This window comes from Polaromonas sp. P1_F1 (assembly GCF_056405795.1).
Genome location: NZ_JBFUBJ010000001.1, coordinates 1,124,650 through 1,137,906, shown reverse-complemented (window position 1 = coordinate 1,137,906; position 13,257 = coordinate 1,124,650). Strand labels below are relative to the sequence as shown.

Genomic DNA, 13,257 nt, shown 5'->3' with positions numbered 1-13,257 from the left:
TGAATGAAAATCAGGCGTAGACTGCCCGGACCGGCACAGCCGGCTGGTTCTGCACATTGCTGGTGGCAATCACGCCGCCACCCAGGCAGACATCGCCCTGGTAGAGCACAGCCGACTGGCCCGGCGTCACCGCCCACTGGGCATCGGCAAACACCAGTTCGCAGGCCGCGCCGGTAGCGCTGCGCAGTTCGCAGGGCGCGTCGGCCTGCCGGTAGCGTGTTTTGGCCGCCATGACACCGGGCGTCGGTGCATGTCCCGCCACCCAGCTGCAGTCCTGTGCCTGAAGCACCGTGGATTGCAGCCAGGGGTGATCATGGCCCTGAACCACCCACAGCGTGTTCGTTTCAAGGTCCTTGCGTGCCACAAACCAGGGTTCGTGCTCGCCCACGCCGCGTAACCCGCGTGCCTGCACGGCCTTGAGCTCGGCCCCTTTGGCCTTCACGCCGCCTATGCCCAGGCCCTGGCGCTGCCCCAGCGTGTAGAAAGACAGGCCCACATGCTCACCGAGCACGCGGCCCTTGTCGTTCTTGATGGGGCCGGGCTCTTTGGCAATGTAGCGATTCAAAAATTCGCGGAAAGGCCGCTCGCCGATAAAGCAGATGCCCGTGGAGTCTTTTTTCTTCGCGTTGGGCAGGCCGATCTCGTCGGCAATGCGCCGGACTTCGGTCTTGCGCAGCTCACCCACAGGGAACAGCGTTTTGGAGAGCTGTGACTGGTTCAGCCGGTGCAAAAAATAGCTTTGATCTTTGGCCGGGTCCAGGCCCTTGAGCAGTTCGTGCAGGCCGGTGGCTTCATTGCGACGCACCCGCGCATAGTGGCCGGTCGCGATTTTTTCGGCGCCCAGGCGCATGGCATGGTCCAGAAATGCCTTGAACTTGATTTCGGCGTTGCACAGGATGTCGGGGTTGGGCGTACGGCCAGCCTGGTATTCGCGCAGGAACTCGGCGAAGACGCGGTCCTTGTAGTCGGCTGCGAAGTTGACGTGCTCGATCTCGATGCCGATCACGTCGGCCACGGCGGCGGCGTCGACAAAATCGATGTTGGACGAGCAGAACTCGCTGTCGTCGTCATCTTCCCAGTTCTTCATGAAGATGCCGATAACCTCGTGCCCCTGCTGCTTGAGCAGGTGCGCCGTCACGGCGGAGTCCACGCCTCCGCTCAGGCCAACAACGATCCGTTGCCGCTTGCCGTCGTGGCTGTGTGTGTTGATTTGCGGGTTGCCCATGGCTCTATTGTAAAAAGATGAAAGCGTTTGCGCCTGCTGAGGCTTTCCGGCCCTGCTGGCCGTGCGGCCGGCGGCACAATGGAACTCCCTTTCTTGCAGGAGCTGCCACTTTGCAACGACGTCAATTTCTTTCCCGCACCGGGCAGGCCGTCACGGCCGCCGGCATCGCCACCGGGTTGCCATGGCTTTCGTCACTGGCCCAGGCTGCGGGCCTCAAACCCGTGGGCAAGGCCCAAGCCTTCGATTACGCGATGCTCAAGGGCCAGGCGCGCGACCTGGCCGCCAAACCCTACCGGCCCCGGCCTGCGGCCTTGCCGGCCGGTATTTCGGACTTGAACTGGGACCAGCACCAGGCCATCCGCTTTAGGGACGACCATGCCTTGTGGGGCGATGACAAGCTGCGCTTCGTGGCCAAATTTTTTCACCTCGGCCTATTCTTCAAGACGCCGGTGCGCATGCATGAAGTGAGCAATGGCCAGGCACAGGAACTGGCCTATGACCCGGCCATGTTTGATTACGGAAAAAGCGGCGTGCGGGGCGACAAATTGCCCGTCGATCTCGGTTTTGCCGGCTTCCGGCTGAACTTCCACACCGATCCGGTGCGTGACGTGGCGGCCTTCCTTGGCGCAAGCTACTTTCGCGCGGTGGGAGGCGAATGGCAGTATGGCCAGTCGGCACGGGGCCTGGCCATCGACACGGCGCAAACTTTCCCGGAAGAGTTTCCGGATTTCATCGGCTACTGGCTCGAAAAGCCGGACCCGAAAGCGGCTTCACTGACCGTCTACGCCCTGCTGGACTCGCCGAGTGTCAGCGGCGCCTACCGCTTTGTGATCACGCCGGGCGACACGCAGGTCATGGACCTGGACGTGGCGCTGTATCCGCGCAAAACCATTGACCGCATGGGCATCGCGCCGTGCACCAGCATGTTCCAGACCGGCGAAAACGACAAACGCATGGGCTGGGACTGGCGCGGCGAAATCCACGACACCGACGGCCTGGCCATGCACAGCGGCACGGGCGAATGGCTGTGGCGTCCACTGACCAATCCGGCGCAATTGCAGTTCAACGCCTTCCAGGACGAGAACCCGCGCGGTTTTGGCCTGATGCAGCGCGATCGCAACTTTGACCACTACCAGGACGACGGCGTGTTCTATGAAAAACGCCCGAGCCTGTGGGTTGAGCCCAAGGCGGGCTGGGGTGCGGGCGCGATACAGCTGGTGGAAATTCCGACCGCGGACGAAACCTTTGACAACATCGTGGCCTTCTGGAACCCCAGGGACAAGCCGCAGGCAGGGCAGGAGTTGCTGTTTTCCTACCGGCTGCACTGGGGGGGCGAACCGCCCGCCGCGCAAGGGCCGCTGGCGCGCTGTGTGGCCACACGTACCGGCCTCGGCGGCGTGGTCGGGCAAAAGCGCACCGCCTACACGCGGCGTTTTGCCGTCGATTTTGCGGGCGGCGACTTTGCCTTGCTGAACCGCGGGGCCCAGGTCAAAGCCGTGATCACCGCTTCGCGCGGCACGATTGAATTGACGTCGGCCCGGCCGCTGGACGCCATCAAGGGGTGGCGTGCCATGTTCGACCTGCGCCCCGATGGCGACAGCACGGCACCCATCAACCTGCGCATGCATTTGCAGGTCGACGGCCAGTCATTGACGGAGACCTGGTTGTACCAGTGGACGCCGCCGCCGGTGGCGCAACGAATTCTTTATTGAGGATTGCGCTGGCTGTCAGCGGGAAAGCGGGGTCCCGTTGGCGCTGCCAAATCATCCACGGCAGCGGTGCTTCCTACTTCTGGTTCAGCGGTGCATGCACGCTGGCATCCGTGGTCACCAGATCAAGCGGGAAGCGCCTGCCTGCCAGGTAATCTTCCATGCAGGTCAACAAGAGAGGGCTTCGGTGCATGTGAGCGCTTGCTCTTATTTCGTCGGCCGTCAGCCAGACCGTGCGCACAATGCCCTCATCCAGCGCCTGGCCTGCCACGTGCTCGCCCAGTTCGCCGCAGAACGCAAAGCGCAGGTAGGTGATGTCTTCGGATTCTTCCTGCCCGATGAGGGCCCGCTCAAAGCGGGAGAGATAGACACCCACAATGGCGGTGGGCGTGAAATGGAAGGCGGTTTCTTCCAGTGTTTCGCGCACGCAACCCTCAAAGGGACTTTCACCGGGATCCAGGTGGCCGGCGGGGTTGTTGAGCTTCAGGCCGTCCCGCGTTTCCTCTTCGACCAGCAGGAACCTGGAGACACCGCCCGTCTTTTTTTCAATCACCGCAGCGACCGTGACGCTGGGTTTCCATCGTTTAATCATGCGCCGGATTATCCGTGGCCTTGATGACCGGGGTCCTGACCGGCCGGCCAGGTGTGTTTGCTAGCCGAAAATCCGGCAGCGAAACTCTCGCGCAAATGTGCCACAAGGCATTGCACCGCCTTGGGCACTTGCTGCGACCAGGGCCTGAGGGCGTAAATGCGCTCGCCGAAAAATCCCTGCACCTGCCACTCGGGCAGCACCTGCACAAGCGGCGACGGCGATGGCACCGCGCTGCCACCCGCAGGTGCGCTGAAATCCGGCAGCAGGCCGATGCCCAGGCCCGCCACCAGCGCTTCGCGCAGCACTTCGCTGTTGTTGGCCTTCAGTGTGCCCGTGATGTTCACGCCAACTTGCTCGCGGGATTTGCGCTTGCCGCTGCGCACGAAGGTCCAGCTGGCGGTGTTGTGGTTGCCCAGGTAAAGCAGGCAATCGTGCGCGGCCAGGTCTGACGGCTGCGCAGGCACGCCGCGGCGCGCCAGGTAGTCGGGGCTGGCCAGCAGGATGGAGCGCGTTTCGCACAACACCCAGGCCACATGGGTGTCGGGCGGCGCATTCGTGTGTCGTATCGCCAGGTCGAAGCCTTCATTGGCAAGGTTGACAAAGCGGTCGGTGAGTTCCAGTTCGATATGGATCTCGGGATAGCGCTTGAGGAAGGCCGCAACGCAGGGCGCCAGGTGCTGACGCCCGAGCGCGACAGGTGCTGTCACGCGGATCAGCCCGCGCGGGGTTTCCACCAGGTCCTTCACGGCGGAATAGCTCTCGCTGATGCGGTTAAACGCCGGCTGCATGTCGTTCACCAATTGCTGGCCAGCCTCCGTCAGGCCTACGGAGCGCGTGGTGCGTCGCACCAGCGTCACGCCGGCGGCGCGCTCCAGCTCACTGATGCGCATGCTGGCCGAGGCCTTGGACATCCCGAGGCGGCGCGCCGCTTCGGTAAAGCTGCGTGTAGCCGCCAGGATGGTCAGCAGGTGAAGATCGGCGACAAGGGGCGATAGCTGGTCGGAAGACATGGAGGTCGAGAGGTCTATTGTTCAAAAATATGAACAATGTAATCACAAAACGGGGCATTATCAATTCGGCTGCGCAGCCCTAGACTGCGGTGAACCCCCAACGGCCAGTCCGGTGCCGCCACCTTTCAAGGATTGCAAAATGTCTTTATCCCCTGCTGCCTCCGCTTCACAAGCCACCATCGGCCACTACCTGAATGGCCGTGTGGCCGCGCCGTCTTCCGGGCGTAGCCAGGAAGTCTTCAACCCTGCAACGGGCGCGGTGTCGGGTTATGTCGCGCTTGCCAGCGGAACGGAGGTCGATGCGGCCGTGGCGTCAGCCCAGGCCGCCTTTCCCGCCTGGGCCGACACGCCGCCACTGCGCCGCGCGCGCGTGCTGTTCAAGTTCCTGGAACTGCTCAACCTGAACAAGGACAAGCTGGCCCACATGATCACCGCCGAGCACGGCAAGGTGTTCACCGACGCCCAAGGCGAGGTCTCGCGCGGCATCGACATTGTTGAATTCGCCTGCGGCATTCCGCAGCTGCTCAAGGGCGACTTCACCGACCAGGTTTCCACCGGCATCGACAACTGGACGCTGCGCCAGCCGCTGGGTGTGGTGGCCGGCATCACGCCCTTCAATTTCCCGGTGATGGTGCCGATGTGGATGTTCCCGGTGGCGATTGCCGCCGGCAACTGCTTTGTGCTCAAGCCCAGTCCCATCGACCCCAGCCCCAGCCTTTTCATGGCCGACCTGCTCAAGCAAGCCGGCTTGCCCGACGGCGTCTTCAACGTGGTGCAGGGCGATAAAGAGGCGGTCGACGCCCTGCTGGTGCACCCGGACGTGAAGGCCGTGTCCTTTGTTGGCTCCACACCGATCGCGAACTACATCTACGAAACCGGCGCACGCCACGGCAAGCGCGTGCAGGCACTGGGCGGCGCGAAGAACCACATGGTGGTCATGCCCGACGCCGACCTGGAGCAGGCGGTGGACGCATTGATCGGCGCGGGCTACGGCTCGGCCGGCGAACGCTGCATGGCGATCTCTGTGGCTGTGCTGGTGGGCAATGTGGCCGAAAAACTCATTCCCATGCTGGAAGCGCGCGCCAAAACACTGGTGATCAAAAACGGTGTGGAGCTTGACGCTGAAATGGGCCCCATCGTCACATCGGCCGCGCACCAGCGCATTACCGGCTACATCGAGACGGGCGTGAAAGAAGGCGCCAAGCTGCTGGTGGACGGCCGCACCTTCACGGGCGCCAAGGCCGGCCCGGGCTGCGGCAAGGGCTTCTGGATGGGTGGCACGCTGTTTGACCATGTCACGCCCGACATGCGCATCTATAAAGAAGAGATTTTTGGCCCGGTGCTGGGCTGCGTGCACGTGAAGGACTTCGCCGAAGCGGTGAACCTGATCAATGCCCATGAATTCGGCAACGGCGTGAGCTGCTTCACCCGGGACGGCCACGTGGCCCGCGAATTCAGCCGCCGCATCCAGGTCGGCATGGTCGGCATCAACGTGCCGATCCCGGTGCCCATGGCCTGGCATGGCTTTGGTGGCTGGAAAAAAAGCCTCTTCGGCGACATGCACGCCTATGGCGAAGAGGGCGTACGTTTCTATACCAAACAAAAGTCCATCATGCAGCGCTGGCCAGAGAGCATCGGCAAGGGCGCCGAATTCGTGATGCCGACAGCCAAATAGAAATAGCACGCCAGCCATCAAGGCAAACCGGCCCCAACCGCCATGTATTGGCAGGCGGGGCTTTTTTTATTGCGTGGCTTGACTCGGGTCAAAAACTGTAGACTGCCCTGACAAAAAATTGCAGAAATCTCATGTAAGCTTCATGACAGGTACAAAAGCGGATACGCAGACAAAGACACCGAGACAGATCGCGCGCAAGCCCGCCTGCGGGCTGACGTCAATCAAACCAACACCAACGTACTGAGGAGAGACCCATGCTCATTGGGGTACCCGCCGAAATCACGGCCGGAGAAACACGCGTCGCCATCACGCCCGAAACGACCAAAAAGCTCAAGGCACAAGGGCATACCGTCCGTGTGCAGTCCGGCGCCGGGGTGGCTGCCAGCGTTCCCGATGAGGCCTACACGGCGGTCGGCGCAGAGATCACCGACGCGGCGGGCGCTTATGGCGCTGATATCGTGCTCAAGGTCCGCTGCCCGCTGGACAGTGAAATGGGCCTGGCCAAAGCCGGAGGTGTGCTGGTCGGCATGCTCAATCCTTTTGATGCCACCGGGCTGCAGCGCCTGGCTGCGGCCAAGCTGACGTCCTTCGCGCTGGAGGCCGCGCCGCGCACCAGCCGCGCGCAAAGCATGGACGTGCTGTCTTCGCAAGCCAACATCGCCGGCTACAAGGCCGTGATGATGGCCGCTGCCGAATACCAGCGCTTCTTCCCCATGCTCATGACGGCGGCCGGCACGGTCAAGGCCGCCCGCGTGGTGATCCTGGGCGTCGGCGTAGCCGGCCTGCAGGCCATCGCCACCGCCAAGCGCCTTGGCGCCGTCATTGAAGCCAGCGACGTGCGCCCGAGCGTCAAAGAGCAGGTCGAATCGTTGGGCGGTAAATTCATCGATGTGCCCTACGAGACTGACGAAGAACGCGAAGCCGCGGTCGGTGTGGGCGGCTATGCCAAGCCCATGCCGCCGAGCTGGCTCGAGCGGCAAAAGGCCGAAGTCGCCAAGCGCGTGGCGCAAGCCGACGTGGTCATCACCACAGCCTTGATCCCGGGCCGCCCGGCGCCGGTGCTGGTCACCGAAGACATGGTCAAGGCCATGAAGCCCGGCAGCGTGATCGTCGACCTGGCCGCACCGCAAGGCGGCAACTGCCCGCTGACCGAACCCGGCAAGACCGTGGTCAAGCACGGCGTGACGCTGATCGGCCAGACCAACGTACCGGCCCTTGTCGCGGCGGATGCCAGCGCGCTCTATGCCCGCAACCTGCTCGACTTCCTCAAGCTCATCATCACCAAGGAAGGCACGCTCAATGTCGACCTGGAAGACGACATCGTCGCAGCCTGCCTGATGACGCAGGGCGGCGAGGTCAAGAAGAAGTAACCCTTTCGGGACCCATCGGATCAATTGGATTTAATCGGACAAGCCGGGCTCACGCCCGCGTAGTCCCTCACGGAGAAGACCATGGATGCAGTGTCACCCACCATCATCAACCTGATTATTTTTGTGCTGGCCATCTACGTGGGTTACCACGTGGTGTGGACCGTCACGCCGGCGTTGCACACACCGCTGATGGCGGTGACCAATGCGATTTCGGCCATCGTGATCGTAGGCGCCATGCTCGCGGCTGCACTGACCGAAACACCACTGGGCAAAACCATGGGCGTGCTGGCCGTGGCGCTGGCGGCCGTCAACATCTTCGGCGGCTTTCTGGTGACGCGCCGGATGCTGGAGATGTTCCGCAAGAAAGAAAAAAAAGTCGCCGCGCCCGCTGAAGGAGCCGCCAAATGAGCATGAATCTCGTCACGCTGCTGTACCTGGTAGCCTCCGTTTGCTTCATTCAGGCGCTCAAGGGCCTGTCACACCCTACCAGCTCAATCCGCGGCAACCTGTTCGGCATGGCCGGCATGGCCATTGCCGCGCTGACCACCGCAGCACTGATCGTCGAAATCTCGGGGGGCAAGGCCCTCGGCATGGGTTACGTTCTGTTGGGCCTGGTGGTCGGCGGAGGCTATGGCGCTTGGCGCGCCAAGACGGTCGAAATGACCAAGATGCCCGAGCTGGTGGCGTTCTTTCACAGCATGATCGGTTTGGCTGCGGTCTTTATCGCTGTGGCCGCCGTTGCCGAGCCATACGCTTTTGGCATCGCCGCCAAAGGCAACCCCATCCCCACCGGCAACCGGCTGGAGCTGTTTCTCGGCGCCGCCATTGGCGCCATCACCTTCAGCGGCTCGGTGATCGCCTTCGGCAAACTGTCGGGCACTTACAAGTTCCGCCTGTTCCAGGGCGCACCTGTGCAGTTTGCCGGCCAGCACAAGCTGAACCTGGTGCTGGGCCTGGTGACCATCGGCCTGGGGCTGGTGTTCATGTTCACGGGCAGCTGGCCCGCCTTCTTCGCGATGCTGGCAATGAGCTTCGTCATGGGCGTGCTGATCATCATTCCGATCGGCGGCGCCGACATGCCGGTGGTGGTGTCCATGCTCAACAGCTACTCGGGCTGGGCCGCGGCCGGTATCGGTTTTTCGCTCAACAACTCCATGCTGATCATTGCCGGCTCGCTGGTCGGCTCGTCGGGCGCCATCCTCTCGTACATCATGTGCAAGGCGATGAACCGCTCCTTCTTCAACGTGATCCTGGGCGGCTTCGGCGGTGAGGCCGGCACCGCCGCCGTAGGCGCCAAAGAGCAGCGCCCCGTCAAGTCGGGCTCTGCCGACGACGCTGCCTTCATCCTGGGCAATGCGGAGACCGTGATCATCGTGCCGGGCTACGGCCTGGCCGTGGCGCGCGCCCAGCACTCGGTCAAAGAGCTGGCGCAAAAGCTCATCGACAAGGGCGTCAACGTCAAATACGCGATCCACCCGGTGGCCGGCCGCATGCCCGGCCACATGAACGTGTTGCTGGCCGAGGCCGAAGTGCCTTACGACCAGGTGCATGAAATGGAAGACATCAACGCCGAGTTCGGCCAGGCCGACGTCGCCATCATCCTGGGTGCCAACGACGTGGTGAACCCCGCCGCGCACGTCAAGGGCAGTGCCATCTACGGCATGCCCATCCTGGAGGCCTACAAGGCCAAGACGGTCATCGTCAACAAGCGTTCCATGGCGGCCGGCTACGCAGGCCTGGACAACGAACTCTTCTACATGGACAAGACCATGATGGTGTTCGGGGACGCCAAAAAGGTGATCGAAGACATGGGCAAGGCCATCGAGTAATCGCTGGCCGCCGGGTTTTCCCGCGGCGGCGAGCCGCGGGCGCACCCCGATTTAGAGAGGCTTCCCTCCTGATTTCCCGGGTTTCCTAGGGAAAACGCAATAGCCACGAAGAGGGCACGCCATGAGAATCCATGGCAGTAAGCAATACGTAATGGAGAAGACAAACATGAATGCAGCGACCCTTGACCGCCCATGGCTCAAAGCCTATCCGCCGGGCGTTCCTACCGATATCGACGCGTCCCAGTACCCGTCGCTGGTCGCATTGATGGAGGAAAGCTTCAAGAAACACGGCAGCCGCGTCGCCTACAGCTTCATGGGCAAGGACGTGACCTTCGGCCAGACCGACAGCCTGTCGCTCGCCTTCGGCGCCTACCTGCAGAGCTTGGGCCTGGCTAAGGGCGACCGCGTTGCCATCATGATGCCCAACGTACCGCAGTACCCGGTGGCGGTGGCCGCCATCCTGCGCGCCGGCTATGTGGTGGTCAATGTGAACCCGCTGTACACGCCGCGCGAACTGGAGCATCAGCTCAAGGATTCGGGCGCCAAGGCGATCGTCATCATCGAAAACTTCGCCAACACGCTCGAGCAATGCATTGCCGCCACGCCCGTCAAGCACGTGGTGTTGTGCGCCATGGGTGACCAGCTGGGCATGCTCAAGGGTGCGCTCGTCAACTACGTGGTGCGCAACGTCAAGAAGATGGTGCCGGCCTTCAACCTGCCCGGCGCCGTGCGTTTTAACGACGCTGTGGCGCAGGGCACGCGCCTGACGCTCAAGCGGCCCGACATCAAACCAGACGACGTGGCCGTGCTGCAATACACCGGCGGCACCACAGGTGTCTCCAAGGGCGCCGTTCTGCTGCACCGCAACGTGATCGCCAATGTGCTGCAGTCCGAAGCCTGGAACAGCCCGGCCATGGCGGCCCTGCCGGCCGGCGAGCAGCTCACGTATGTCTGCGCGCTACCGCTGTACCACATCTTCGCGTTCACCGTGAACATGATGCTGGGCATGCGCACCGGCAGCAAAAACATCCTGATCCCCAATCCGCGTGACCTGACGGCCGTGCTTAAAGAGCTCTCCAGGCACAAGATCAACAGCTTCCCCGCGGTCAATACCCTGTTCAATGGCCTGGCGAATCACCCGGACTTCAACACCGTGGACTGGTCGCACCTGAAGATTTCACTGGGTGGCGGCATGGCTGTGCAAGGCGCGGTGGCCAAGCTGTGGCTCGAGAAAACCGGCTGCCCGGTCTGCGAAGGTTACGGCCTTTCCGAGACATCACCCTCGGCCAGCTGCAACCCGACCAACAGCAAGGCCTTCACCGGCACCATCGGTGTGCCGATTCCCGGCACTTACTTCAAGCTGCTCGATGACGACGGCAATGAAGTCCCGCAAGGCCAGCCCGGCGAAATCGCCATCAAGGGTCCGCAGGTCATGGCCGGCTACTGGCAGCGCCCCGACGAGACCGCCAAGGTCATGACGCCCGACGGATACTTCAAATCAGGCGACATCGGCGTGGTCGATGAAAACGGCTTCTTCAAGATCGTCGACCGCAAGAAAGACATGATCCTTGTGAGCGGCTTCAATGTCTATCCGAACGAAATTGAGGATGTAGTGGCCAAGCTCGACGGCGTGATGGAATGTGCCTGCGTAGGCGTTGCCGATGAAAAGTCCGGCGAAGCCGTGAAGCTGGTGATCGTGAAAAAGAATCCCGAGCTCACGGAAGCACAGGTGCGGGAATACTGCAAAACCAATCTCACAGGCTACAAACAACCGAAAGTGGTGGAGTTCCGTACCGATCTGCCCAAGACGCCGGTTGGCAAGATCCTGCGCCGCGAACTGCGCGACAAGAAATAAACGGCAAGTTTCAGAGCTCGCCGCGCATGCGCGGCAGGTTTTCTAGAGGGCAGCGCAAGCTGCCCTTTTTTCTGCGCCCCCGGTGTTGAAAGCGCGGGCAAAATCAGGGCATGACTTCCGTTGACATCTTCCCCCGTGCACCCACCGCCATCCTCAGCGCCCTTGCTGAAGAGCAGTCCGGCCTGATTGACCTGCTGGAAAACGCGCGGCAGGTGAAGCACGCTGGCCGCGAGTTCTGGCTTGGTGCCCTGCACGGGCACCCGGTCGTGCTGGTGCTCGCGCGTATCGGAAAAGTGGCGGCAACCACCACGGCGGTGGCGCTGATCGAGCACTTCAAGGTCGGCCGCATTGTATTCACCGGTGTGGCCGGTGGGCTGGGCGAAAGTGTGAATGTGGGCGATGTGGTGGTGGCCGACAGTTTTGTGCAGCATGACATGGACGCCTCACCGCTGTTTCCCCGCTATGAGGTTCCGCTGTATGGCAAGACGGTTTTTGAAAGCAACGCGGCTTTGACGGCGTTATTGCACGCGGCGGCGCTGGCTGCCGGTACTGTGCCGGCGTATCCGTCTGCGCGTGTCCACCGCGGGCTGATGATCAGCGGCGACCGCTTTGTCTGCGGTGCGCAGGAAGCCGCCGGTATCCGTGCGGCACTGATTGCAGCAGGCCACACGCCGCTGGCGGTCGAGATGGAGGGTGCGGCCGTGGCGCAGGTCTGCCATGACTACGGCGTGGCGTTTGCGTCGGTGAGAACGATTTCCGACCGCGCCGACGACACCGCGCACGTGGACTTTCCGGCATTTGTGGCGGAAGTGGCCAGCGTCTACGCGCGTGCCATTGTTGAGAAGTTGCTGCCGGCGATTCCCGTTTAAAGTGTTTGCTATCTATTTGATAGCTGCTCGCGCTTGTCTGTATTGGGTTGGATCCTGATTTGATACCTGGGGTGCATCCCGCGGCAGCTTGAGAGCGGCTATTTCAGCCAGCCCCGCTTGCGGAAATAGATCATCGGCACCAGTGCACTGGCCACCATCAGCGCGATCACATACGGATAAGCCGCCGGCCCCAGAAGCTGCAGTTCGGGGAAAGACATATTCATGCCGTAGATGCTGGCGATCAGCGTAGGCGGCAGCAGCGCGACGCTGGCCACCGAGAATATCTTGATGATCTTGTTCTGGTTGATATTGATGAAGCCTACCGTGGCATCCATCAAAAAGTTGATCTTGTCAAAGAGGAAGGCGGTGTGTGAATCGAGCGAGTCGATGTCGCGCAGAATCTGCCGCGCTTCCTCGAACTGCTCGGCGTTGAGCATCTTGCTGCGCATCATGAAGCTGACCGCGCGGCGCGTGTCCATCATGTTGCGGCGGATGCGGCCGTTCAGGTCTTCGTGGCGGGCAATGGCGCCCAGCACTTCGCCGGCCAGGGCGTCGGTCACGTCGCCCGACAACACCTGCGCGCTGACTTTTTCGAGCTCGACATAAACGCCTTCCAGCGTGTCGGCGGAATACTCGGCGTCGGCGTCAAACAGCTTGAGCAGCACCTCCTTGGCGTCTTCGATAAGCCCCGGGGCGCGGCGCGCGCGCATCCGCAGCAGGCGAAAAACCGGCACGTCTTCGTCGTGGATGGAAAACAGCACACCCTTGCTCTTGAGGTCGTCGTTGACCAGGTTCAGGATGAAAGCCACCCGCACGGTGCGCGGCTCTTCGTCGTCGGCAATCAGGAAGTCGGAGCGGATGTGCAGCTCGCCGTTGTCTTCCTCGTAGAAGCGCGCGGACTCTTCAATGTCCTCGTCCATCGCGTCTTCCGGAATGGACAACCCGTAGTACTGCTTGATCCAGCGTTTTTCTTCGAGGGTGGGAGACTCCAGATCCACCCAGATGGGCTGGAATTTGGAGAGTTCTTCCAGGGATTCGATTTCTTCCTGGAAAAGCCGGCCGTTGGCCAGCGTGAAAATATTGAGCATGACTGACTGCCTATCGGTTCAAGGGCCGGCACAAG

11 protein-coding genes are annotated in these 13,257 nt (G+C 62.1%); 7 read left to right on the top strand and 4 right to left on the bottom strand.

Annotated features, from left to right (window positions below):
• Positions 1-10 precede the first annotated feature (10 nt).
• Positions 11-1,225 (bottom strand): tRNA 2-thiouridine(34) synthase MnmA, encoded by a 1,215-nt coding sequence (mnmA, locus tag AC1DZE_RS05445; RefSeq protein ID WP_477671786.1) that lies wholly within the window; start codon positions 1,223-1,225, stop codon positions 11-13.
• A 110-nt stretch (positions 1,226-1,335) separates the two neighbouring features.
• Here mnmA and AC1DZE_RS05440 point away from each other — a divergent pair, with 110 nt between their 5' ends.
• Positions 1,336-2,937, top strand: coding sequence for an OpgD/OpgG family glucan biosynthesis protein (locus AC1DZE_RS05440; protein WP_477668787.1), 1,602 nt, complete (start codon positions 1,336-1,338; stop codon positions 2,935-2,937).
• Positions 2,938-3,010: 73 nt separating this feature from the next.
• Here AC1DZE_RS05440 and AC1DZE_RS05435 read toward each other — a convergent pair whose 3' ends face one another.
• Positions 3,011-3,526: an NUDIX hydrolase gene (locus AC1DZE_RS05435; RefSeq protein ID WP_477668786.1), complete on the bottom strand. Its 516-nt coding sequence runs from the start codon at positions 3,524-3,526 to the stop codon at positions 3,011-3,013.
• A gap of 8 nt (positions 3,527-3,534) precedes the next feature.
• Positions 3,535-4,536, bottom strand: coding sequence for a LysR family transcriptional regulator (locus tag AC1DZE_RS05430; RefSeq protein ID WP_457281504.1), 1,002 nt, complete (start codon positions 4,534-4,536; stop codon positions 3,535-3,537).
• 139 nt (positions 4,537-4,675) lie between these two features.
• Between AC1DZE_RS05430 and AC1DZE_RS05425 the strand changes: the two genes are divergently transcribed.
• The 6 genes from AC1DZE_RS05425 to AC1DZE_RS05400 all read left to right on the top strand — a co-directional run bounded on the left by AC1DZE_RS05425 (position 4,676) and on the right by AC1DZE_RS05400 (position 12,134).
• Positions 4,676-6,211, top strand: a complete 1,536-nt coding sequence (locus tag AC1DZE_RS05425) for a CoA-acylating methylmalonate-semialdehyde dehydrogenase (protein WP_477668785.1) — start codon at positions 4,676-4,678, stop codon at positions 6,209-6,211.
• Between the two features lie 254 nt (positions 6,212-6,465).
• Entirely contained in the window at positions 6,466-7,581 is a 1,116-nt protein-coding gene (locus AC1DZE_RS05420; protein ID WP_477671785.1) for a Re/Si-specific NAD(P)(+) transhydrogenase subunit alpha, read from the top strand.
• Positions 7,582-7,662: 81 nt separating this feature from the next.
• Positions 7,663-7,989, top strand: a complete 327-nt coding sequence (locus AC1DZE_RS05415) for an NAD(P) transhydrogenase subunit alpha part 2 (RefSeq protein WP_011485418.1) — start codon at positions 7,663-7,665, stop codon at positions 7,987-7,989.
• Positions 7,986-9,410 carry an NAD(P)(+) transhydrogenase (Re/Si-specific) subunit beta gene (locus AC1DZE_RS05410; protein WP_477671784.1) on the top strand — a complete coding sequence of 475 codons (1,425 nt, stop codon included), beginning with the start codon at positions 7,986-7,988 and terminating at the stop codon, positions 9,408-9,410. The genes AC1DZE_RS05415 and AC1DZE_RS05410 overlap by 4 nt, the downstream gene beginning before the upstream one ends.
• Positions 9,411-9,576: 166 nt before the next feature.
• A complete protein-coding gene (locus AC1DZE_RS05405; protein ID WP_477668782.1) occupies positions 9,577-11,265 on the top strand; it encodes a long-chain-fatty-acid--CoA ligase in 1,689 nt (562 codons plus the stop codon).
• 110 nt (positions 11,266-11,375) lie between these two features.
• Positions 11,376-12,134, top strand: coding sequence for a 5'-methylthioadenosine/adenosylhomocysteine nucleosidase (locus AC1DZE_RS05400; protein WP_477668781.1), 759 nt, complete (start codon positions 11,376-11,378; stop codon positions 12,132-12,134).
• Between the two features lie 98 nt (positions 12,135-12,232).
• On the opposite strand, the gene AC1DZE_RS05395 is transcribed toward AC1DZE_RS05400, so the two are convergent.
• Positions 12,233-13,222: a magnesium and cobalt transport protein CorA gene (locus AC1DZE_RS05395; protein ID WP_477668780.1), complete on the bottom strand. Its 990-nt coding sequence runs from the start codon at positions 13,220-13,222 to the stop codon at positions 12,233-12,235.
• Between the last annotated feature and the right edge of the window lie 35 nt (positions 13,223-13,257).